The organism is Pedobacter vanadiisoli (assembly GCF_042684385.1).
Classification (GTDB): domain Bacteria; phylum Bacteroidota; class Bacteroidia; order Sphingobacteriales; family Sphingobacteriaceae; genus Pedobacter; species Pedobacter vanadiisoli.
Window position 1 is genome coordinate 501,934 of record NZ_JBHULL010000007.1, and the last position, 24,413, is coordinate 526,346.

At 40.7% G+C, this 24,413-nt stretch carries 14 protein-coding genes; 1 reads left to right on the forward strand and 13 read right to left on the reverse strand.

Annotated features, from left to right (window positions below):
• Positions 1–2: 2 nt before the first annotated feature.
• Genes ACFSR6_RS07950 through ACFSR6_RS07970 form a run of 5 tightly spaced genes read right to left on the reverse strand, consistent with a single transcriptional unit; the run spans position 3 to position 10,014 of the window.
• Positions 3–3,131, reverse strand: a complete 3,129-nt coding sequence (locus ACFSR6_RS07950) for a SusC/RagA family TonB-linked outer membrane protein (RefSeq protein ID WP_379077316.1) — start codon at positions 3,129–3,131, stop codon at positions 3–5.
• A 49-nt stretch (positions 3,132–3,180) separates the two neighbouring features.
• Positions 3,181–4,245, reverse strand: a complete 1,065-nt coding sequence (locus ACFSR6_RS07955) for a DUF5007 domain-containing protein (RefSeq protein WP_379077319.1) — start codon at positions 4,243–4,245, stop codon at positions 3,181–3,183.
• Between the two features lie 32 nt (positions 4,246–4,277).
• Entirely contained in the window at positions 4,278–5,486 is a 1,209-nt protein-coding gene (locus ACFSR6_RS07960; RefSeq protein ID WP_379077322.1) for a fasciclin domain-containing protein, read from the reverse strand.
• Position 5,487: 1 nt separating this feature from the next.
• Complete coding sequence (locus tag ACFSR6_RS07965; protein WP_379077325.1) at positions 5,488–7,059, reverse strand: RagB/SusD family nutrient uptake outer membrane protein; 1,572 nt, start codon at positions 7,057–7,059, stop codon at positions 5,488–5,490.
• A gap of 9 nt (positions 7,060–7,068) precedes the next feature.
• On the reverse strand, positions 7,069–10,014 hold the full coding sequence (locus ACFSR6_RS07970) for a SusC/RagA family TonB-linked outer membrane protein (protein WP_379077328.1): 2,946 nt from the start codon (positions 10,012–10,014) through the stop codon (positions 7,069–7,071).
• Positions 10,015–10,995: 981 nt separating this feature from the next.
• Here ACFSR6_RS07970 and ACFSR6_RS07975 point away from each other — a divergent pair.
• Entirely contained in the window at positions 10,996–12,840 is a 1,845-nt protein-coding gene (locus ACFSR6_RS07975) for a beta-L-arabinofuranosidase domain-containing protein (RefSeq protein WP_379077331.1), read from the forward strand.
• A gap of 419 nt (positions 12,841–13,259) precedes the next feature.
• Here ACFSR6_RS07975 and ACFSR6_RS07980 read toward each other — a convergent pair whose 3' ends face one another.
• From ACFSR6_RS07980 to ACFSR6_RS08015, 8 genes are all read right to left on the reverse strand, one after another.
• Positions 13,260–14,399, reverse strand: coding sequence for a redoxin domain-containing protein (locus tag ACFSR6_RS07980; protein ID WP_379077333.1), 1,140 nt, complete (start codon positions 14,397–14,399; stop codon positions 13,260–13,262).
• Positions 14,400–14,547: 148 nt separating this feature from the next.
• Positions 14,548–15,657: a redoxin domain-containing protein gene (locus ACFSR6_RS07985; protein ID WP_379077336.1), complete on the reverse strand. Its 1,110-nt coding sequence runs from the start codon at positions 15,655–15,657 to the stop codon at positions 14,548–14,550.
• Between the two features lie 67 nt (positions 15,658–15,724).
• A complete protein-coding gene (locus ACFSR6_RS07990) occupies positions 15,725–17,101 on the reverse strand; it encodes a RagB/SusD family nutrient uptake outer membrane protein (protein WP_379077338.1) in 1,377 nt (458 codons plus the stop codon).
• Positions 17,102–17,126: 25 nt separating this feature from the next.
• Positions 17,127–20,585: a SusC/RagA family TonB-linked outer membrane protein gene (locus ACFSR6_RS07995; RefSeq protein ID WP_379077341.1), complete on the reverse strand. Its 3,459-nt coding sequence runs from the start codon at positions 20,583–20,585 to the stop codon at positions 17,127–17,129.
• Positions 20,586–20,779: 194 nt separating this feature from the next.
• Complete coding sequence (locus tag ACFSR6_RS08000) at positions 20,780–21,895, reverse strand: FecR family protein (protein ID WP_379077344.1); 1,116 nt, start codon at positions 21,893–21,895, stop codon at positions 20,780–20,782.
• A gap of 298 nt (positions 21,896–22,193) precedes the next feature.
• Entirely contained in the window at positions 22,194–22,766 is a 573-nt protein-coding gene (locus tag ACFSR6_RS08005; protein ID WP_379077347.1) for an RNA polymerase sigma-70 factor, read from the reverse strand.
• Positions 22,767–23,320: 554 nt separating this feature from the next.
• On the reverse strand, positions 23,321–23,944 hold the full coding sequence (locus tag ACFSR6_RS08010; protein ID WP_379077350.1) for a YdeI/OmpD-associated family protein: 624 nt from the start codon (positions 23,942–23,944) through the stop codon (positions 23,321–23,323).
• 10 nt (positions 23,945–23,954) lie between these two features.
• A complete protein-coding gene (locus ACFSR6_RS08015) occupies positions 23,955–24,362 on the reverse strand; it encodes a VOC family protein (RefSeq protein ID WP_379077353.1) in 408 nt (135 codons plus the stop codon).
• Between the last annotated feature and the right edge of the window lie 51 nt (positions 24,363–24,413).

The following is a 24,413-nucleotide window of genomic DNA, read 5'->3' on the forward strand; positions in this document are numbered from 1 at the left end:
ATTTATAGTTCCAAATTCAAACCTACTGTATACCTTCTTGCTAAAGGATATCCACCAGAATTATCAAAACCAAGTGCTGTTACATTTTCTGGGTTAGGTCCGCTGTAGCGGGAAAAGGTTGCAAGGTTATCTCCGGTTAAATAGATCCTCAAATTATTAAGCCTAAGTTTATTGGCCAGTTCCTTTGGAAGCGTATAGCCCAATGTAACCGCGTTTATTTTAAAGTAAGAACCATCTTCCTGAAACAAGCTCTGGTTGGTTCTGAATGGAGCAACAAGCACTGCCCTGGTGTAGTTGTACGGATTCGGATATTTTGCAATATCGCCCGGTTTAGTCCAAAAATCTAGGCCAGTTAATGGTAAAACGGCTTGTGTCCCAAATGGATCTCCGGTCAAGACCAATCTTTCAGCAATGGCTGTATTCATAATATCGCGGTCAATAGTGAATGAACCGTTTAATGAAAGAGAGAAATTTTTATAACTCACGGTTGTTGCGAATCCGCCTGTATATATGGGCTGCGAATTTCCGATTACTGAACGGTCATCCTGATCATTAATAATGTAATCACCATTACGGTCAACGAAAATTGGATCTCCTGCCTGGAAATAACCACCGCCTGAGCCTCCCTGGCGCAATGGGAGTCCGGTTACAGGGTTTACAGGAACATCTGATTGATTAGCATAAACGCCTTTATTTTCATATATATAATTTGAAAGTGCGTTACGTCCTACACGCAGAACTGTCCCACCAATTACAATTTGCCCTACTCCGCCAGGCAACCTGGTTAACATGTCCCTGTTCATTGCGCCATTGATTGTGAAAAACCAATTCACTTTACTGTTTAAAGGAAGCGGGCGAAGGGTAAGGGAAATTTCGTTACCCCAGTTGCGGATCGACACCTCGTTGCTTAAAACATTGTCAAATCCTACCATATTTGGCAGGGCTAAAGTTCTGGCCTGGCGATCGATGGCACGATAGTATGATTCAAAAGTTAGCTGAATCTTATTATTAAACATACCTAAATCATAACCCAGGTTGTAGGTTGTTCCTACCGCCGAACCCAGGTTTTTATTTGGAAGCAAAGCCTGGTCAATGGTGATTCTGGATTGACCGTTATAGGTTCCATTCGGATTATAGGTTCCATAAACTGAAAAGATGTTTCCAGTAGGCGTTATGTTTTTGCCCCAGGTTAATCGCAATGCACTATATGTCAACCATTTCCATCCACTAAAAAAAGTTTCCCTTTCCATGTTCCATCTCAGACCAATAGAGGGGCTCCTGGTATATGGGTCATCAACACCACTGAAAGATGTGGCATCCATCCGGTAACTGGCATCAAAAACATATTTTCTTTTATAATTGTAAGAGAAACTGCCTGCAAAGGAGACTGCCCGTAAATTACTGTAGGCCCGTAACCCCGCTCCTCTTGTAGAGGAGGCGGCGCTGATAAAGCCAAGCGGTCCTAAATAGTAATCTGAAGAAAGCCCGACCTGCTTCAGGTCGTTTGCCTGGTATTTCTTAAAATAAACCTCGTTAAAACCAAATATGGTAAAGTCGTGCCCGCTTTTTAAACTTTTTGAAAAGGATATTAAATTCCGGTTATAGAGCGTCTTCCGTGTATCGTTAAAATACTGTATTGCAGCCTGTTGGTTATTTGCAATAGCAGGTGTAAAAGTATAATCAATTGAGTTTACAATATCATAACTACCAGTAGTACGTAAGGTTAACCCCGGAATTGGGTAATAGGTAAATTCAAGATTGGTTTTTAGATTCTTCGTTGGATTGCTGTTATCTACATTAAGATTGGCAAGGGCATCATTAGAAGCTAAAAACAATGAGGGACCCGGCAACAGCGACGAAGCTGCCGCACTTCGTGCAATGCCTGTATTGAGCAAGCCAACGCCGTTACCCTTTTTGCGGTCCATAATACTTCCGTTAACCAACGCAAAAAGTGAAATTTTTGAACTTGGCTTATATTCAAAGTTGTTACTAAGCGTAAAACGGGTAACACCTGTATTTACCTGGATACCTGTTTCTTTATAATAGCCGAAATTGGTCTTGTAGTTAAAGCTTTTATCACCGCCTTCTACACCGATATTATGCGTTTGGTTATAGGTAGTTCCATAATAGATTTCCTGCCAGTTTGTAGAGTTATTATAATAAGGATTTAAACTATCAACCAAAGCTGCATTCGAATTCAACAGCGAGTTAATGTCCCTAAAACCTCCATACTGGTAAATCTGCTGCAATTTTAAGTCGCGTTCTGCTTTACCTCCGATGGTAGCCCTTAACTTCGGAGGAGTACTGATAAAAAAATTAGTGGTGTAACGCAATCTTGGTATTGCCGACATGCCCCGGCGCGTGGTGATCAGAATAACACCATAAGCCCCGCGCGATCCGTATAACGAGGTTGCCTGTGCATCTTTAAGCACTTCTATATTGGCAATATCTTCCTGGGGGATCAGCGACAGCGGACTTGCACCACCAAAAGAATTAAAACTATCGGCAGTAGCCGGATCCACGTCGGTTGGTACACCGTCTATTACATATAAAGGTGAAGTTGGACTAAGAAAAGCGTCAGCATCCTTACCTGTAGATGAGGCGCTTACCTCCACATTCGAAAGCCCCCTCAATAGTACGCTGCCCCGAAAACCCGGCGCACCGGTATTTACCTGAATATTTAATCCTGCTACCTTACCTTGCAGCAATTGTTCGGCATTTGAAACCGGAACCTGCTGCAGATCGTCGCCAGAAATTTTTACCGAAGAACCCGAGCTTAAATCGCGGGTTTTAGTAACGAATCCACGTATAACCAGGTCATTTAAAGTACTTACATCGGGATTTAGTACAATGTTAAGGGTCTTGGAAGCATTAACTTCTCTCGCCTCAAAGCCTATTATACTGAATTTCAATCTTGAATTGGCGGGTACGGTTACCGTGAAGCTACCGTCGGCTCTTGTTGAACCAAGTGCCCTATCAGGAGTTCCTTTCAGTGTGATATTTACTCCCGGCAGGCCAGCATCAGTCCCTTTTTCTTTAACAATACCACTCACAGTCAAGGTACCCTGAGCTGAAAGGTCCTTCACCGAGAATAAAAAGATGAATGTGAGTACGGAAAAAAATATTTTCATTTGAGTAAAATCTAAATCAGATAATAATTGATTTTTAAGTTGCATGCCCTTATTCATCTTCAAACTTTGGATTCTCGTTATGAAAGAAAAACACAATTTCCCAATCACCGGCCTGATAGATATTAAATGGCAAGGTCATGGTTGCTATCACCCGAAGGCCACTAAAACCAATTCTGTTGTAGCTAAAAGTCAGTTGTGCCTGCGAGCCATCAGCGGTGGTGTAAGGTGTAGGTAAGTTGGTTAATGGAATAGGATAGGCTACATCATATTTCACGGAGGTTGGGGTAATTACCGGGTTGAATCCATGAATAAGCTTCTGCCAGTTTGTACCATTAAATTTTAAAGGATTAATGGCTATCGAATCTTTGTCAACAAATTTGATGGTGAGGGTATTCCCATCGCCTTTACGCTTAAAATATACCCAAACATCCTGTTTCAATGCGGTGGTCCCTGCACCGGTCTCACGAACCAATGGATTACCTGTAGTTACGCCAAACATGTTTACCAGTGTTGCAGGGATCAGTCGCTTAACGGCACCAGAAACTTCTTTTCGCGGAACTGCAGTGATTTCGTTAAGATGATATGATGGTTCGTATGGTCGCGTAGCTAAGGGAGCCAGGAATAAAGGCCCCAGAACTCTTTCGCCCCCCCCATTACTGATCTTTACGTTGAACCGGTAAGCGGTATCAGGTTGCGGTTTGCGAAAATCTGCATCAGCGGCAGATGACCACATAATAAATTCACCTGCCGAATTAACCTCAAAAAGCGGGCGTTCTTCTACACTTCGTTTGGCATTGATTTCGTCAATGCTTTTCTCGTTCCCCGTATAAGCCTGTTTCCAAACCAAGACATTACGCTTCAGGTTTAATTTATCTGAAGGGGATCGATCAAGATTGGTAAAATTGATGATTTCAAACTTAATTGGGAAACTTGAATTATCCGATTTGAAATAGCTGAATAAGGTATTACGGCCCAGAATTGGTCTTAATACAGGTGCTGAGGTATAATTCGCATCCGGACTAAGATAGGGCTTGTCTTCAGGTAAATTGAATATTTTTTTACATGAAGAAAGAAAAAAAACTACTATTGCTACAAATAAGATAATTTTTTTCATTATCAATGAGGTTTTAATATTGGTTTGGTTCATTAGTTAACGCGTTTAAATACGAAAGCATCGAAACTTAAATCAGGTACAGAGGTCATGGTGCAAAAAGTCAGGTAATGAATTCCCTTTGTTAAAGAAAAGGTGCCTGCTTTCAATTCATCCATCTTTCCTGCGGTTATCGGCAGCGCAACACGCCTGGCCAATAGCTTCCAATCAAGCCGGAGGTCGCAGTATGCAGGAGGATTGCCCGTACTGTTTTGAACACTATAGTGTAATTTGATTTCGTAATTACCATCTGCGGGTACCTCAATAGAATAGTTGGTCCATTCGCCCGTTCTCATGGCACCAATCCTGTAACCTTGCCGATAAAAAATACCTTTATTATATGCTGCAGGCTGTCCCCAGATATCTACCCCTTCGCCAGTCCGATATTGTCCGCCATCATTCCAGTATCGTCCGTCAATCTCGTTGCAAGGGCTCCTGGTATCGTGATAGGCTACTCCACAGCCTCCGTTATCATAATCTTCTGCTTCCAAAGGCTCCGAATCCATATCGAATGTTTCAGGTAATCTGAATGCAAAATCGCGGAAAGGTGTTGAAGGTTGCTTACTGTAATATCCAAAACCAAAAAAGTGCTTATCGTCGATTACATGTACCAAACCGTTCCTGGTTGGTATATCTATAGAATAGGCTATGGCTGATGACCAGTTCGCTTTAAACTCTGTTCTGTTTTTACTGCTGTAAACGATTGATGAGGGGCCTGCGCCCACCTGCCCCATTGCCGACGAAGCGGTTGCCTTAGCGTTCAGTTCATATCCGTATTTGTGGGCAAAAACAGTTATTCCGTTAAGAACAGATAATTTTTTAGAAGAAAAAGTGCCCTTGAGTATATAACGGCACATCAGGCTATCCAGTTGATCCAGGCGGTAATCTTTCAGGTAGATAGGCTTTTTGCCTGTACGCAATCGTTGTGCATTTAAGTCGTCAGAAGCCAGTCTGAAACTGGTATTTGTAACAGCAAAAAGGGTCACTGAATCTGATTTCAGCACATCGGCTAATTTCAACCGATCAATCACAAATAGTAACGAATCGAAGATTCCGGGTTTGCTCTTGAGGTAATCGTAAGTATTACCAGAGAACCCCCTCCCGGTTTCTGAAAGACCGCTTTTTAATTCATTTTTCTGACAAGATGTTAATAATGCCCCTGCTACCAAGCCGAGTGTCATTATCATAATACTAAATCTCTTCATATTATTTCCAATAAGGATATTGTGTTAACATTGGATTTTGACTGATCAACGTACGGGAAACTGGCCAGTAGATACCGCCACTTTGGATGAGCTGGTTAAACTTTGGATCGTTATTTTTGATTTTCTTAAATCTGACATAATCATACCATCGCCACCCTTCGCCAATCAACTCACGCCTTCTTTCTTTGAAGATGGCATCAACCAGCGGGCCATTGTCTCGCTCGCTTACATAGGCTGGTACACTGTTATTAACCCTTACCTGGTTCAGGATCGTTATAGCGCCTTCCTTATCATTCAAGGCTGCCTTACATTCCGCTAAGAGTAGCCCCATTTCTGTAAACCTGCTAAAAACGATTGGGCTGGCAAAAACGCCTAAGTCTGAGGGCACATTAATACCTTGCTTATTTGGGAAACTAAACCATGGTACAAATATTTTCCTGAAAACAGGATAGGGTTTATCAAATCCTGTAAAAAAGCCATCGGCCGACCTCACAATCTTTGTTACACTATCTACAGCGAAACGGGCATCCGTACCCTCATTATAAATGGAGAATAAACTGTCTTTAGGTACGTAAATTGCCGGGATTCTTCGGTTTGGAACAATAGGGTCAGCGGCAGTTAATTCTTCTATTACATCAGATGTCGCCAATTCACCACGGGCTACTGCAAACAGTACTGCAGGGTGATTTGCCCCCCACATGTAGCCGATGTAACGTATGTTTACTGTAAGTCCGTCATTTACATTACGGAATGTTCCGGCTAATGCTGCTCCGGATCCTGAAGGCCTCACGGTTTTATCAACTATCTTTTGCGCGTAAATGGCAGCGTTTACATAATCGCCCCTCCAGGCATACATATGAGCAAGCATGGTCCAAACCGACTGTTTGCTAACCAGGTAACCGTAGCCGTAGTAAGTTGCGATGTTCTGTCCATAATACAATCCGGTTTGTTCAGGATCAAAACCATCATAAGCATAAGGCAATTTGGGTTCTGCCTCGAGCAAATCCTGTTCTATTGCAGCAAAAATCTTGTCCTGTGGATCACGTGGCTTATTGGTAAAACTTCCTTCGTGCGAAGATAGGATGAGTGGCACGTCGCCCCATATCCTGCACATGTAAAAATAAGTGAAGGCCCTTAAAGCTTTTACCTGCGCCCTGTCTAAATTATAGGTTTGCTCTACAAATCTTTTATCCTTTTCATACACTTCGTGAATTCTTTCCAGGTATAAATTTGCGGCATTAATGGTGGCATAAAACGGGCGCCAATCTGAGAGGTCATTGATTAGCTTATAATCGGCATTCAGCATGTTATTGTGGATAGCCTTAAGATCAAGCCTTGAAGTAGGCTCAAAATCGGCCAATCGAACATCTCCGTAAATAACATGCCGGTTATTATCAGACATTGCAGCCCTGTTAAGTGCATAAACCCCGAACAATGCGGCTCTTGCATCTTCTAAAGTGCTCCACATATTTACTTCTCCGACAGCACGTGTAGAGCCTGTATCTAAAATCTTCTTGCAACCTAATAAGGGAAGCAATAGGCTAATGAGCATTATATAACTTAATTTTCTCATTTCTAAAAACTATTTAAAATCAACTTTTAATCCGGCAGCAAACATCATGGGCAAGGAAAGCCCGTATCCGGTATCAATACCACTTGTATTAACCAGTTCGGGATCACGGCCAGAATATGATGTTATGGTGAATAAATTACTCGCAGAAGCAAAAACATAGAAAGATTTAAATCTTGTTGCCTTATTAGACTTGAGCAACTTATCGGTCAGGTCGAAGCCAAGACTAATGCTCCTAAGCTTAAAAAATGAGGCGTTTTCCAAAAACAGATCCTGCTCTGACCTGTAGGGAATAACCGGGCTCCATGGGTTATAGATAGGATATAAAGCCGCGTTGCCCTGCTCCTGCCAAAACGTAAACTCTTTTACCGAATTGATGCTGTTCTCGGCTTCGCGGTTAATGAAATTGAAACGGTCAGCCATATTCTGATTCAGCACTTTTCTACCTAAATTAAAATAGAAATTGGCTTGCAAGTCCCATTTTTTATATTTCAGGCTGTTGTTCCAGCCTCCTGAAACTGCGGGTAAGATATGGCCTGTTAGCATCTTGTCTTTATCGTCAACATTATAATCACCATTGATGTCTGCCCATTTCGGATCTCCTGCTTTTAATTCGGTGCCTTTATAGGTCATTTTATTTCCTGTAGACGGGTTCACGGGAACCTCGTCATCAGCATTGTAAACACCATTATTCTTTAATACCCAAAACTGATCTACGGCCTGGCCAACCTGTAGTTTTCTATCACCAATAATGATTTCGGATATGCCACCCGGCAAAGCTTTTAAGGTATTGCGATTAAAATTCAGATTGATAGAAGAGTTCCAATTAAAACTTTTCTTTGAAGCAGATTTTAAAATATCTGCTGATAAAAATAAATCGATACCTTTGTTATTAATGTCCATACCCGGCTGAAACAACCCTGTATAACCGTATTCTGCAGCCCCCGGAATGTTAATCAGCTGGTTTTTTGTTGTTGTTGAATAAAAGCTCAATTCTCCAACGATCCTGTTTTTAAAAAAACCAAAGCTTGCTCCGGCACTTAACTGCTCGTTATAACTCCATGGGATGTCATAACCCAGGTATCCGTATAAGTAAGACCTCATCAACGTTGCGGTATTCAGGTAAGAAGGAATTCTGGGATCATTTGACCAGCCAGCTTCTGATGCATATTGCGTTCCCAATGAAATGCGATCGGTTAACTGAGCAATACCAATGCGCCCCACACTCGCTTTGAGCGTTAAAGCCGAAACGATCGGAGATTTAGCGAGTTTGTGATTTTTGATGTCCCAGGCGCCTGAAATCACCGGAGAAAAGAACCAGCGGTGAACCGGCTGCATATTAGATGCCCCATCCGTCCTGAGCAATAAACTTGCACTGTAAAAATCTTTAAACTTATAGGTTCCGGATGTGTAAAAAGATAAAAGGTTCGTAGCGGTTTGGTCAAGGTACTTGAAGGTTAACTGGTCTCTAAAAGCTCCATTAGAGTTAAAATTGCCCGCCTTGAGCAAATTTACCTTTAAATAGTCACTTACACCTTTATAGGCATAAGAATAGCTGTACCGGTCTTGATCCCATTGTATAGAACTGCCAACTGCAAAATCAAAAGAATGCTTTGATTTCAGGTCAATTTTGTAGTTGAGTGAATTATCATAAACCAGGCGCTGGCTAAGACCAAAGTAGTTGGATGCATAGTTCGAATTATCTAATAATGTACTCGGATAAAACAGGTCTCTACCGCCTTCATTGTAACTCACCCCAAAACGTGTATTGTAATTGATATCTAAAGGCAGCTTAATGGCCACATTTAAAAAACCATTCGCAATATTGTTATAGTTCTTATCGAATCCTTTGTTAAACTCATTGATGAACGAATTATAACTGTCTATATTTGGTGCCGGAGCTTCTGCCAGGTCTGGTAAATAACCTACCTCTGCCAGGCGGTCCCTGTTATATCTGTTCCGGCTCCGGTCTAACCTTGTACCTTTTATATTAGCACTCACCGTGATCCAGCTTCTTGGTATAATACTCAGGTCAATAGACGTATAATATTTATTCAGAGCGGTCTCGTCAGCGTTACCAGCACTTTTTTGTGTTCCTACGTTGAATTTAAAGGTGGCCCTTTTAGACCCTCCGGACATCAGCGCATCAGCATTATATATTAATGCATTTTTATAATATGCATCTGCCCAGGATGACTCTCCATAATATTTGGTCGTAATCGAATCGCGCAAAAAACCAGGATAGGACTGTAACTGCACCGGGGTAGCGTACCTGGTATAAAAGCGTTGCCTGAAACTATCTTCATAGCCTCCGTTTAAGGTGGTAATTGATGGTTTTGCGGCAACACCAAAGGAAGAGTTAAAACTCATATTTGATGTTGTTGACCCAGCCCTTGTACGGATATAAATTACACCGTTTGCTCCGCGGGGTCCATAGATGGCCGTTTTAGACAAGTCTTTTAATACTTCTACCGACTCTATATCCGCAATATTGAGCCCTGCAAGCAGATTGGTTGAAGGGCCTATTCTATTAAAACTATAATCAGGCCTTTGTATATCATAAACAAAAGGGTTTTCGTATGAAAGAACAGGCAATCCATCAATAACCACTAATGGTTGGGTTTTTAGTACGTCTTCCTGGGTGATCAAAGGAGTAGATGTACCACGGATAAACATATACTGATAAGTTCCAGGCTCACCACTGGCCTCGGTAGCATATAATCCTGCAACATTTCCTTTAAGGTATTGTTGTATACTATTAGCAGGGAATTTAGATTTTATAGGTACTGGAACACTCTGAAAACCCTTTGACTTAGCCGGTTGCTTTTTGATCAAGACTTTCGAAGTATCTTCTAAAGGCTTCTTATTCGAAAGTGGATCGGATTGAACATTTTGAAATGCAATTGCAGCACTCAAAAAATTCAACAAAAAAACACACAAAACAACAATAATACGCATAGTTTGTTCGTTGATAATAAAAGTTCTTAGGACTGTTAGCTCTAAAAGATATTTTTGAACATTTTAGATTTAACTGGTCTATATTGGTTAGTTAGTTTATTTGGAGGGAAGTTAAGCCTCCATGCGATAAATTGTTCTGAATTAATCTGCTCCCAATTTTGATCGGTTTTTATTCGTTTCCACCCTGTTTAATTTGCTGAGGCAAATGTTATCTACAGCAGCATGAAACTTTAAATTTTCATTCTTTAATATATCCGGTCGCAAGGATGAAGATAAAAACTCTTCAACAACTCATCTATAGTTTTTTAAACTATTTAACAAAAGACACTGCTTATCAGATTTAATACTCTATTTATTTAAAAAAAATAAATATTTCCTAAAACCACTCCGGACATAAATGTAAAGGCGAAAGCATCGACTGGAAATTTTCGGAATTGGCAAACAGCTGTCCGGTACTATCCCATAAATTTAATTATAATTGCTATAAAGCAAAATGGTGTTATGCAGGGAAATTGCTTTTAAAACATGTGCAAAATTAATTAGACACGGAAACACAGAAATCACGGAGTAGAAATAAAGTTTTTCCTTGTTTTTCGTGCTTCCGTGGCAAACATAATGCTTAGGCATGAGCAGAAAGAGGAAGAATTATCAGTAAAAAGTTAAAAACGATTTCCCTGTGTTGTTAAGCTTTTATTTACACATCTTTACAAAAAATATATATTTTAGAGCTTGTTTAAAATTCAATAAAAATGATTACTATGTCAGTCTGAGCCTGTCGAAGACCACTATTTTAGTACAAAGAAAGCACTTCGACAAGCTCAGTGTGACAGAAAAAGTGCTATATGTAATAGTCGAATAAAATTTAAACAGGCTCTTGGTTTCCTTTGCGGGAAAAAGCGTTAAGCCATTATCGATCAAACGCAGCCCCCCAGAGTATCCGTTCCGTTATTTAGTGTCAGTATTTACAATTATTCAATACCGATGTTTCAAAAATTAGTTATCACATTCCTTTTTATCCTGGTCACCTTAAATTGCTTTTCTCAACATCCTGCCGTTTTAAACACTGCCGTATCGCCTTTTAACGACGGGGAGGTGAGCCTGAGCAACTCAGGGATTAAACATCGCGAAGAACTGGATATTTCATTTCTAAACGCCCAGGAACCCGACAGGTTATTGCATAATTTCAGGCTTACTGCAGGCCTTCCCTCTACTGCCAAACCGCTTGGAGGATGGGAAGCGCCCGGCATTGGCCTCCGCGGGCATTTTGTGGGCCACTACCTTTCGGCAGTTTCCCACCTGGTAGAGAAGTACCATCAGCCTGAACTTACATCGAAGTTAAAATACATGATCGATGAGCTTTATAAATGCCAGAAAGCTTTCGGAAACGGCTATCTGAGTGCTTTTCCAGATAAAGATTTTAAAACCCTGGAGACCAAGTTTACTGGGGTTTGGGCGCCATATTACACGTATCAAAAAATTATGCAGGCCATGCTCGATGTTTACATCCATACGCAAAACAAAAAGGCATATGAAATACTGCTGGGGATGGCTTCCTATGTAGATAAGCGGATGGCAGCATTGCCAAAAGAAACGCAAGAAAGAATGATGTACACCGTGGAGGCAAATCCACAGAACGAGATGGGTGCAATGAACGAAGTTTTGTACAAACTCTACGCCATTTCCAAAGATCCAAAGCACCTGGCACTAGCCAAAATTTTTGATCCCCAATGGTTTTTCAACCCGCTTCTGCAGAATCGCGACATCCTCTCCGGACTCCATTCCAATACCCATCTGGTACTGGTTAACGGATTTTCTGAAGGCTACAATACTACCGGCGATATCCGCTATCGTGAAGCAGCAACAAATTTTTGGGAAATACTAATGAAAGGCCACGCCTATGTTAACGGCTCCAGCAGTGGCCCCCGGCCAAATGCCACTACCAAAACCTCCCTTACTGCTGAACACTGGGGTGAGCCGGGGCATCTTTTTACCCTTTCAAAAGAAATTGCAGAGAGTTGCGTTTCGCATAATACGCAAAAACTAACCTCAAGTCTCTTTACCTGGACAGCTGATGCAAAGTATGCAGATGCCTATATGAACATGTTTTATAATGCGGTACTACCTGCGCAAAGCAATAGTACCGGTGCATTTATTTATCATTTGCCGCTAGGGTCGCCCCGGAATAAAAAATACCTCAAAGAAAATGATTATGCCTGCTGTACCGGTTCCTGTGCTGAAGCCTTCGCCCAGCTCAATACCCGGATTTACTACCATAATGATTCGGCACTCTATGTAAACCTTTATGTGCCCTCAAAGGTTGAGTGGAAGCGGAAAAATATTAGCCTGGAGCAAAAAGGAGAATTGCCAAAAGATTCTCTTGTAAACTTCATGGTAAAAACAAAAAAGAGCACTGGTTTTTCACTTAAGCTTTTTATCCCATCCTGGGCACAGGGTACAGAAGTATACCTCAACAAAAAGAAGCTATCTGTTAATGCAGAAGCCGGATCGTATCTTAACCTGAACAGGACCTGGAAGGATAATGATGAGGTTGAACTTATATTTCACTATGGTTTCCAGGTAAAACAAATGCCAGACAGTCCGCAGGTCATATCCATTTCCTATGGTCCGGCTTTACTGGCCTTTGAAACGGAAAACGAAGTAATTTTGAAAGGTGGGGCAAGTGATCTGCTGAAAAACCTTTCTGTATTAGATCACAACAACAATACCTTTCAACTTAAAAATTTTAAGAAGAATTATACACTCAGGCCATTATATGATGTTGATGCCCAATCTTATGGTGTATATGCTACGCTGAGGGATTTTTAGCGCTGTTGTGATGATTACAGCAATTTTCCCTTGCAACTGATTTTGTAACCTTTAACTGCATTCCTTCCTAAAGAACAACAAATTAAAGCTTGGATTGAAAGATACGAAGGGTAAAAATCCTTCAGAAAACTTCGAGCCGAATAGTGACTATGCTCTGTGCCCAAAAGTAAAACTTTAAGTATCCAATTCTACTGTAAATCATCTATTCTACTTGAAAATTTACTAATGATAGCCAAGTCCCGCAAATCAGGGAGAGAGTCTTTATCACCTGCCCAACAGGGGTATTAAAATAGGGCAAACCAAGCAGAAGTTTGATTTGCCCCATTTTTCTCTCTAACTCCATTAAACTACCAGCAATGCACAGTCTGTTTTGCTGATAAGGTTAATGCTAGCACAAGTAACGCTGTTCATTTTTTATATTAGTTTAAAATCGCAGCCAGTTTTTCGGTCAAGGCCTCACCGCGAAGATTTTTAGCAATGATTTTACCGTTAGGATCTATAAGGAAATTTTGAGGAATTGAACTGACCTGATACAATTTGGCAGCAGCATTGTTCCAGGATTGGAGATCAGAGACCTGAGTCCAGGGTAAGCCATCAGCTTTAATAGCTGCCAACCATGCATCTTTTTTACCGGGCTGATCCAATGATACACCCAAAACCGTAAAATTCTTGTCTTTGTATTTTTGGTATGCCACAACTACATTCGGATTTTCCTTTCTGCAGGGGCCACACCATGATGCCCAAAAATCGAGTAATACATACTTTCCCCTAAAATCAGAAAGGTGAACAGGCTTGTCGTTCACATCATTTTGTGTAAAATCTGGTGCAATTTTCCCGATAGCGGCAGCCTCTTTATTGTAAAGACTTTTTTTGAACGCCTTTGCTTTTTGTGTATTTTTAAGTGTAGTAGAAAGTTTCTTATAAAGAGACTCTATTTCAGTTATGTCATCCTCGTTTTTCGCAATTTCTGTTAAGGCAACCAAACTGATGAATGAGTTTGGATTTTGACTGATGAAAATCTTTTTAAGTGAGTCTTTATCTTTCGTTAGTTTTTTGAAAGTATTCGAATAGATCTTCGTGATGATATCCGAATACTTTGGATCGTTGCGCTGCTGTTCTGTTGTACTGGCCAGCTTGGCTTGTACTTCTTTTTTGGCTTGTGCCGTCGCCTCTAAAGCAATGCGATCTAAACGATTATTATCGTCGTTTACCACGCCGGCCTTTATTTGAGCATTTTTTACAGAGTCGGTTCCCGTAATTGTAATTGTGCCATTTTCAAGATAAAAGGTGGTAACATCACGGCTATTCTTCCAGCCTGGATAATTACCGCCTTGATGATGGATGAGCAGGCCGACCATTTCTGGCTCGGCAAGTTCGTGAGTAAAGCTGAACCTGCCATCAACCAGTGTAGCTGAATCAATAATTTTTGAAGCAGAAACCAGATAGGCTTTAGCTGGCGCGTTTAGTTGAGTAAAAGTGGCGTTGAGCTGATAGCTTCCACCCTGCGCCCATGTAACGAAAGGGAATAGAATGGCGATTAGGATGAGTATTTTTTTCATGATGGTTATTATTTGATAATTAGTGAATTATTTATTGAATATGGCCCAGGTTAAACATCAAATCCGGGCGTTGAATTAATTATTGGTTGCGAATTACCAAAACAGGTTAAAAAACGCAGCAAATGCTTTATTTAGAGATTTAAGCGAATTACTTTAACAATGCTGCCAGTTTCTGATGCAACTCCTCTCCCCTTAGGTCTCTCGCAACAATTTTGCCTTGAGGATCGATCAGTACATTTTGAGGGATTGCTTTTATGGCATATAATTCGGCTGCTTTATTGGGTGTTTTCAAATCAGATACCTGTTGCCAGGGCAGCTTATCCTCTTTTATGGCCTGTAACCATGCGCTATTAGTCACATCAAGAGAAACTCCCAGTATTTCCAGCCCTTTTTCATGGTACCTGTTATAAGCTTTCAAAACGTTTGGATTTTCCTTTCTGCAGGGACCGCACCACGATGCCCAAAAATCTACCAATACATATTTGCCTTTATAATCTGAAAGCTTAACAGGTTTTCCTTCAGCGTTAAACTGCGTAAAGTCTGGAGCAATAGTACCCAGGTTTGTTGTTTTTAGCATGGCCAATTCTTCTGCATAGGCTTTACCGGTTGGTGTTTCCTTAACGGCTTGCGATAGTTTATTAAACAATGTTATAGCAGTTCCGTAATCTGGCGTTGGTCCTACATATTGTTTGAGGCAGTAGAGCGCTAAAAAACTGTTTGTGTTAGCTTTATAAAACGATAAATAAACAGCTTTTTTCTCACTATCAATAGCATTTGATTCTTTTTTATACTCGGTCCGTGCCTCTTCACTTTTCTTTTGATCTGCCGGCAATAATGAAAAAGTATTATCTAAAGCCTTCTTTTTTACTTCAAATGGCTGCAACAATGCCTGTAACCTTAAGTTATCTTCATTGAGCTTTGAGCCAACAATTTTGGCATGTTTGATTGAATCTGTGGGGCTTTCCAGAACATTTATTCCAGGCTCGATGTAAAGCTCAATATGTTCTAACTTAAACGGCACCTTAGGTAAGCGATCCATAGTCAGTACCACCTTCAAAGGTTCATCTATCATTCCACTAAATTCAAACAAGCCATTTTTCACTTCAGATGTTAGATGCAATGCTGGATAGTAACAGTTAAGTGATGTAATTGCAGGAACAGTCAGTCCCGTTAATTTGCCTTTGAGAATGAATTCTTTCTTTTGCGCCATCGCGAAGGCAGGTAAAAGAAGAAACAGGTAATATACTATCTTTTTCATTTGTTTTTATTGATAAAAGCTGCCACACTCCGATAACCGAAAGCTGTGGCAGCTATTAATTTTGTTATTAAGGATTTTGTTGCCAAGAAGGATTAAAGTACATCACTTGAAGCGGGATGCGCAGCACATACCGGTCGCTACCTGGAGCAAGTGTTGCAACCAGCCCACCTGTTCCATTATAACGGTTCACGGCTGGCATTTTACCCTCTGCATTTAATCGGCGCATATCAAACCAGCGCATACCGCAGAAAGCGAATTCAAAACTACGCTCGCTAAAGATTTTATTAAGTACAACGTCTTTATCGTTTGAAGTAAACTTCTGGTAGTTTACTGCCAGGAAACGTTTCTTGCGTAGTTGATCAAGTTCATCGCAGGCTTTGGCCAGGTCGTTTGTACGGGCTGCAGATTCAGCTAAGATCATGTGCATTTCGGCCACCGAAATTCCCCAGTTTGGAGATGCATTGCTTAAGCCTGCCGGAATTCCTGAATGCTGGAACACTGCTTGGCCACGAGCGGTAAAGCTATAATCACCAGTTCCTCTGTACCAAAATTTCAAACGAAGGTCTTTCGTATCGAACGACTTTAAGAAATCCAGTGTCGGAATTTCAGTTGTCAGATAAGCAGTTCCTCCCAAACGGGCATAAATGGCGTCGGGTCTCTTCATCACCTGAGCTATTCCTGTGGCATCCGTTAATGTCCCGTAATCAACAATAACATTTGGCCCGTTATTCAATGCCAATTGGGCATATTCCGCCGCTTTTGTGTAATTGCCCATAAACAGGTAGGTGCGTGCTAAAGTTGCATACCCTGCTGCCTTCGAGCCACGGAAACGATTGCTTGCATTATCTTTTGGAAGATCTGGAATTGCGGTATTAATGTCACTGATGATGTGGTTATAAAGCTCCTGCACAGAGGCCCTGGGTGGCGTATCATCGGTTACATCTATGGAGGTAACAAAAGGCACGGCCAAATCTGTATTCGCGGTAGCCGGATTATAGGGTTTTGCGTAAAGGTTAACCAACGATAAATATTCAAATGCCCTACCCAATAAACCTTCAGCTTTCAATCTGCGCTTATCCTGATCGGTTCCGTCAATTGCATTGTCTGCATTATTAACCACCGTGTTAAAGAGGTAGATTGTTTTATAATAATTTGCCCAAAGCACTGCAGTACCCGGAACAGTTTCTACAAACTGAGGTTGCCAAACGTACATCTTTTCGTTTGTGCTGCTTAGCGAGGTGCTGATGTTGGGAAGATCCTTATGGTCATCGAACTGGTTTAAAAGTGGTGGGGTTGAATATTCCACCTCGACATTGTTTAGCCAACTGTCATAATCGCCAATGGTTTGCAATAAGCGAACGCCTTTTGGTGTAACATCTAAATATTTATCGCATGAGGTTAGCAAAACAACCAACACCAATACACTATAGATATATTTATTCATGATTTAATTTCTATCGTTTAAAAAATTAAAAATTAACTTGCAGAGCCATTGTATAGGTCGGTGTTAAATAACTTTTCTCATAGCTGCCTGTAGCTAAACTATAGTTATATTTATTCAGGGCAAAGGTGTAGAGATTAGAGCCCTGCACACGTAATTCCACATTGCCCAAACCTGCTTTTTTTACAAATCCACTGTTCCTGAAACTATAGGCCAGGGTTACGTCTCCCAGTGTAAAATAAGTACCATCAACCGTAAAACGGTCTGTAGCCACAAGGTAACCATTATAGACACTATTTTGTAAGGATGGCATTACACCCGGTATATTTTCATCACCCGGTTTGCGCCAATAATTATTGGCTCCTTCTAAAGGACGCATTGCGGATGGATCCGGAATTGGCATGCGGGTACTAAAGCCACCAAAGTAGTTTAGCATCGTATATACATAAAAGCTACCGATATCAAACCGGTTACTCAAACCAATGTTGTATGATGGAATGGATGAACCTGCATAATCAACATCATTAATGCCTTTATCGTTCACTCCAATGTTTTTCGTGTTCCCGTCTTTATCGTAAATCAACGTTGCTCCCTTGTTATCAATTCCTGCAAAGCGATAATTGAAAAGTGCTCCGACCGGATAACCTTGCAGGTAACTGGTATTGGTAAGGACATATGAAGAAGAGCTGCTATTTGGAGGTATGTTTACAGTATAAACCTTGAGAAGTTTGCTGTTATTCTTAGCAACCACCAGCCCCGTGTTCCAGTTAAATTTTCTAGAGCTGATCCAGTCTGCATGCAGGCCAATTTCGAGACCGGTATTTTGGATTGAGCTTTGATTAACTACTGCAGAAACCACACCTTTTGTAGGATCGATTTCGTTGTTCGCCAATACATCGGTACTTTTTTTCAGGTAGTAATCGATGTTACCGGTAATATTTTTAAAGATCCGATAATCCAATCCCAGGTTGAGGTTATAGGTCTGCTCCCAGCGCAGTTTGCTGTTTGCCGGAGAGAGCAAGCTGAGGGACTTAATATTATTATCGAAAAAATTCAGCCCGTTTGTAGCGATCACCTCCGGAAGTGCATTTTTAGCCACATTTCCATTAAAACCAAGCGCTGCACGCATTTTTACGGCGTTAAGCCAACCCAGCGATTGAACAAATTTTTCTTTATCAATATTCCAACCAGCACCTAGCGACCAAGATGGTCTGTAACGGTTTTTAGGATCAGATCCAAATAAGTTTGCCTGGTCGATACGCATGCTTCCTGTTAACGAATATTTGTCTTTATAAGAATAAACGGCATTCGTATAACCTGAAAGGAAACGATCATCGCCATAGGTCTGTGCGAATAAATTATCATAAGACAGAGATGGATTAGCTTTACCGTACGTAGAAGAATAAGTTGATGACTGGATGACCGTATAATTTACCGGGCGTTGCTGTAAAGTTTGATCACTATATCCGAAATAGGCAGCAGACCCTGATGTTGTTAATAATCGCCTAACCTCCACCCCAGCAATCAGATTGATAGAATGATCCCTGGCAATAAGCTTATTATAATTTAATTGCGCTCTTACCGTATAACCTTCTGTTTTTGAATTTAACTGGCGCAAATAATCACCCATGGGCACATTATACACTAAACCTGTTGAACTGGGATCGGTATAACGATTTACATATTGGCGAACTTCTGCAGAATTCTGATTGGCCAGGTGTTTCGCCTCTGAACTTGCGATTTCATAAACCCCACCAAAATTCAGATTAAATCCTTTTCCAAGATCGTAACGGAAATTTGCAGTGAAACGATTATTCAATACCCTTGTTTTATTGTTAACCAGGTTTACTTCATTAACCGGATAATATAGGTTATCGAGCAATCCTAAATTAGTAATCACTGCGTTATAAAATGGACCTATTTTAGAACCCCAATACGTTGCAAGCGGTGTTCCGTTATTGTCCTGCAAGCGTTCATATGGATAAAAAGTGGTGATTGACGGTACAGGTGCAGCATAATCATCAGACTGCTGGAAGTTAGTAGTTAAGTCTAAAGAGAAGCGTTTAGATAGTTTTAAATTAGTTCTTGCAGAAAGCCCAAACCTGCTATTCCCGTTCTTGATGAGGTTTGCTGTACCCTGGCTATAATTTGCGGTAATGAAATAAGTGGCATTTTCATTTCCACCAGAGAGGTCGAGGTTATGGGTCTGGGTAGTTGCAGTTTGCAAAAACAGATCGCTATAGGCTTTTGTGTTATTGTAAAGTTTTAAGGCTTCTAACTGCCGGGTAGCTTCATCAGCAGAGATAATACCAGCTGCTTTTTGCGCCAGAATACTATAAGGCATGTCATAGCTGGTAAGCCTACTAAGGGTAGGATCCAGCATTCGAGTCCAGGTAGTTGGTGCAATATTTTGGTTGTTTGCCTTTACGTATTCAATAACTGTATTTGAACCGTCTTTATCCCAACGGTAACGCTCGTAATCTTCTTTTGGCTTAAATCCGTAGGTCATCCGGTAAACGATGTTCGTTTTCCCGATTTTAGGCTTTTTTCGTTGAATGACAATTACACCGTTAGAGGCACGCACCCCATATATGGTTGCTGCAGCGGCATCCCTTAGTACCGTAACAGATTCAATTTCGTTAGGATTTATGGTTGCAAGTGAAAGTTCAGTGGGGAAACCATCAATTACAATCAAGGGCTGCCTGCTACCATTGATAGTAGAAATACCACGGATCTGGAATAAACTATTTCCTTCAAATTTTATGTCGCCATTGATCAACAAGCCCGGAATTCTGTTTTGCAGGGAAGTCAAAAAGTCGGTAGTGTTGATCCTGCTATCATAATCTTTATGGTTCATGATGGCCACACTTCCTGTACTTTGTTCTGGCTTAATAACCTGGTAACCTGTAGAGATGCTTACATCATTCAGTACGCTGCTAACGGGTTCTAAGCTTACCTCAATTGTTCTTTTACTGCCGATGGTAATTGTTTTTTGAGCATAACCAATGTATCGAAAGATCAATACATCTCCTTCTTCTACATCGGAAATGATAACTCTACCGTTTTTGTCTGAAATACCTAGCCCTTTCCCTGTGCTTTGGAGCACAACAGAAGCACCTGGAATAGGTTTGTTATTTTCATCGAGTACCACAATTTCCACTTTAACCGGCGCTGGTTGTCCTGCCACATGGCTATTGGCTTTTGCGGTAATTACTACTGAATTTTCGATTACTTTATATTGAATAGGCAATCCACTCAAACTGGCATCAAGTACAGTGGTTAAATTCACTTGGTGCAGATTGAGGGATACAGGCGCCATGTTCCTGATCAGGTCATTATTATAGAAAAAATCGTACCCCGCTTGCTTTCGGATTTCCTTAAATACACGTTCGAGTGTAATTTGTTTGTCTACGATAGTAATCTGCGCTAGCGAAGCAGCCCTTACCTGAAACAGAAAGGCAAAAATCAATAAAGTGGTTAGCTTCATAATTAATCGTAATTTAAAGGCATAGGGGTTTCTCCCATGCTTTTTCACATGTAAAATTTCATACATTTGTTAAATCGGTTTTTAGTTTGTTGATATATGTATTGGTATGTTAACAGAAACCTTTACTCATCAGGGGCGCTTCCGACGCTCCTGATTATTTCCGTTCCTGTAGGTTTTGGTTAAGTTATTTAGCTTTAATTCTTTACAATAAGCTTCCTCCCTTCTAATTTAAAACTGAAATTCTCTGTTGCTTCCATAACCTTTAAGGCATTTTTTAAGCTTTTACTCCTCGACATCACTCCACTAAACCTGCTGTTTTTAAATTGTCCGGCAAATTCGACTTCCACATCATACCACCGTGCCATTTTACGCATTACACTTTGCAGGTCTTCATCGTCAAATTGAAAAAATCCATTCTTCCAGGCGATGGCATCTTGCGCATCACTTACTTCTTTTACGCCCAATTGACCGTTTTTATTTATCCCTGCCTGATTCGGTTTTAACTTGATGTTACGATCTGCTGAAGTAATTTTAACAGAACCTTCTATTAGCGTAGTAATGGCGAAAGGCTCGTCATCGTAAGCATTGATGTTAAAATGTGTGCCCAGCACTTCCACTTCCTGCTGCCCCGATTTCACATAAAATGGATGGTTTTTATCTTTTGCCACTTCAAAATACCCTTCACCCTTAAGCTCTACTTTACGGTTGGCCTGCCCTTTGAACGATGTTGGAAACCGCAATGAAGAGGCTGCATCCAGCCAAACCAAAGTGCCATCGGGAAGTTGTACCTGGTACTGCCCACCACGGGGGGTTTCGATGGTGTTGAATGCCAAAACCCCATTTTCAGTATCAGCTACCCGATAAATAACATGCCCCGATGCAGTTTTGGCGATTGAAACACCGGCTTGATTGGCAATATTTCCATTTGCGGCATCCGTTAGCGAAATACGCTTACCATCTGCTAAAATCAGGTAAGCACTGTCTTTTCCTGGCGCAATGTCGTTTTTTGCCAGTTGCACCATGGGCTGGGCTGTTTCCTGCCGGGAGAGGTAATATAACAAACCAGCGCCAACCACAACAATAACTGCCGCGGCGGTTGACAGCTTATGCCAAAGCCTAAAAGATTTTCTTTCTGCTGTATGTTCGATAACCTGCCACATTTCGGTTTTAAGTATACTAAAATCTTTTTCTGAAAGCTGGAACACTTCTTCATTTCCAACTTCGTGAAACCATTTTTCGAGCATTAATTTTTCTTCTTCAGAACTTTTTCCAGCACGGTAACGTGCTAGTAATTCTTGTGCATTTTTCATAATTTTCTAGGGTAGATTGAATTGTAACTGAAGTTTTTAACAGCAATTATAACCATGACAGATTAGCGGAGGCTGAGGGTGACAAGAGGATAAAATATTTTTCAGAAACGTGAATTTTCACTTTTTAAAGAGAAAATTCCTAAGAAATGTGGTCATAATATTGGCTATGTATAACTGATCGTGGAAGTTGATCGTATTATAACCATGATATTTCAAGACCTTATTCCATATTAAATATGATTTCGGACGTTCCACGGTAAATTTAACGAAATCACATTTCAGAGTTTTTAACCTCACATTAAATAAAAACAAACCAGTATACAAAAACACCCAGTTTTACCCGAAGTGTTTTCAATGCTCTTTTCATCTGTGTTCTTACTGTTTCTTCGGAAATATTAAGGGCTTCGGCGATTTGTTTGTAGCTGAGGTGTTCGTTTCTGCTCAGTAAAAAAATTTTGCGCATACTTGGCGGAAGGTTTTCTATCTCCCTGGCAATGAGTTCAGCGATATCGTTCTCCCTAACAAGGTAATCTGCACTTTGATGATGCTGCACAAGAAAATCCTGCAACGAATCAAGGTATTTCTTTTCTACTTCGCGGTGTGCGAAAATATTCAATGCCCTATTACGAACAGAGCGGTACAGGTAGGAAGACAATGACACATCGAATGTAATTTCCCGATGTTTTTCCCAAAGGCTGATGAAAATCTCCTGAATGATATCTTTAGCTTCTTCCCTATTCCCTAGCTTCTTGAAAGCATAAAGATAGAGCAGACTATAATAACGGTCGTAAATAGTTACATAAGCTTTTCTATCGCCCTGACTTAATTTCTGCGAAAGCTCCCCGTCAGTATAGACTTCATAATACTCCACTAACCTTCAGATATATATTTTATTAAATCTTGCTAACTATTTTTTCTACTCAAAAAAATCTAAGCCCGTGAGTTTGGATAAAAAAACAGGTAAAAAACAAATGTAAAGGTCACGATTTTTTTATAAAAAACTGACAATAAAATTGTTTTTTTTAACAATATGAAGTTCTATGCTTAGCGTAAGATTACAGAATTTTTAACACAGCTTTATGTTCAAAATAATATCATTTACTGCTTTTTCAATCGTCTGCAACAATATATACATCATAATATCCCCAAATTGGTTCTTTAAAGGTCGTAAAAAATTTCATGCACTAATCGCTCCTTTAACATATTTAGCAAGTAAGTTTTACCCTGGATTGATTGTCAGGAATGAAAAAGGGTTAACATATGAGGTAAAAAAGCATAACAGGTATTACTTTCAGCGAAAGAATTGAAGGGAGATTGCATTATTTTCTAATTCCACAATCTCCCCGGGTTTTTCTTTGCAGAAGAATGAAATGACTAAGCTTAGAACGGGACAGCAAAGACTGGTTCAGAGTTCCTCTCACAGCATTACTTTTGGTGCTTCCAAAATCTGCCTTTTCCTTCGGCTATCCAGGCTACTGCTTCCTGCATCCGTTTTTGCCGGGTTTCATCAGTCTTCGCGCTGCTAATCCATACAATATATTCTTTACGGAATGAATTTGATTTGCTCAGATAAACTGCTTTGGCTTTTGGCTCGCTGTCCAATGCATCCAGGAAATAATCAGGCGTATCAAGTACTTTAGGTTTATCATCTTCTTTTTTTTCGCGCTTGATCTTTAGCCCTTGCTCGTTCAATTGCACCGCTTCCTTGATCATGTCGATAAATTCCTGATCGGGAGGCAGCTCGCTAAGCTTAGTTATTTTACCAAGGAACCGGCTAGTGGCTTTTAAGTCTTTTGCGGCCTTTAACCTTGAATCTCTCATCAGTTCACCCTTTATAAAAGTGAAGGAGCAGTGTGCCTTGTGCGAAGCCATCACACACATGTGGTCTCCTTTATAATCGAAATGAGGAATTCCCCATTTAATTGCTTCATCCACATCCGGACAGTTCTCGTGCACGAGCCGGCGCCAATGTTCAAGAACTGGCCGGGCAAAATCTGCAGCGTTAGCAATGTAGGCATCAATAGCAGGGTCATATTTTAATTTTTCCATTTCCAGGTTATTAAGATTGTCCAAACTGGTTCATATCCATAAATACCAGCTCCCACTTGTGTCCATCCAGATCAGCGAAACTATGCTGGTACATAAATCCGTGGTCTTTGGGGTCGGCGTAAATCCTGGCCCCAAGGGATTCTGCTTTGCTGATAAATTCTTTTACCTCCTCTACTGAGCTCGCATCGAGCGCAATGAGCATTTCTGTTTGGTGGTTGGCATCACAGATTTCGGTATCAATAAATGAGCTGAAATAGGCTTCGGTTAGCAGCATCACAAAGATGCTCTCACTAATGACCATACAACCGGCCTTCTCATCGCTAAACTGCGCGTTGAAGGAGAAACCCAGGTTTGTAAAAAACTCAATGGATCTGCCCAGGTCTTTTACCGGCAGATTGATAAATATTTTGCTTGGCATAAATTTAAATTTGTCAGGCAAATAACGGCAGAAGCAGATTGAAAAGATAGG

Coding starts and splice junctions, on each gene's coding strand:
- ACFSR6_RS07950 (WP_379077316.1), bottom strand. CDS start 3,131: ATGAAAATATTTTTTTCCGTACTCACATTCATCTTTTTATTCTCGGTG.
- ACFSR6_RS07955 (WP_379077319.1), bottom strand. CDS start 4,245: ATGAAAAAAATTATCTTATTTGTAGCAATAGTAGTTTTTTTTCTTTCT.
- ACFSR6_RS07960 (WP_379077322.1), bottom strand. CDS start 5,486: ATGAAGAGATTTAGTATTATGATAATGACACTCGGCTTGGTAGCAGGG.
- ACFSR6_RS07965 (WP_379077325.1), bottom strand. CDS start 7,059: ATGAGAAAATTAAGTTATATAATGCTCATTAGCCTATTGCTTCCCTTA.
- ACFSR6_RS07970 (WP_379077328.1), bottom strand. CDS start 10,014: ATGCGTATTATTGTTGTTTTGTGTGTTTTTTTGTTGAATTTTTTGAGT.
- ACFSR6_RS07975 (WP_379077331.1), top strand. CDS start 10,996: ATGTTTCAAAAATTAGTTATCACATTCCTTTTTATCCTGGTCACCTTA.
- ACFSR6_RS07980 (WP_379077333.1), bottom strand. CDS start 14,399: ATGAAAAAAATACTCATCCTAATCGCCATTCTATTCCCTTTCGTTACA.
- ACFSR6_RS07985 (WP_379077336.1), bottom strand. CDS start 15,657: ATGAAAAAGATAGTATATTACCTGTTTCTTCTTTTACCTGCCTTCGCG.
- ACFSR6_RS07990 (WP_379077338.1), bottom strand. CDS start 17,101: ATGAATAAATATATCTATAGTGTATTGGTGTTGGTTGTTTTGCTAACC.
- ACFSR6_RS07995 (WP_379077341.1), bottom strand. CDS start 20,585: ATGAAGCTAACCACTTTATTGATTTTTGCCTTTCTGTTTCAGGTAAGG.
- ACFSR6_RS08000 (WP_379077344.1), bottom strand. CDS start 21,895: ATGAAAAATGCACAAGAATTACTAGCACGTTACCGTGCTGGAAAAAGT.
- ACFSR6_RS08010 (WP_379077350.1), bottom strand. CDS start 23,944: ATGGAAAAATTAAAATATGACCCTGCTATTGATGCCTACATTGCTAAC.
- ACFSR6_RS08015 (WP_379077353.1), bottom strand. CDS start 24,362: ATGCCAAGCAAAATATTTATCAATCTGCCGGTAAAAGACCTGGGCAGA.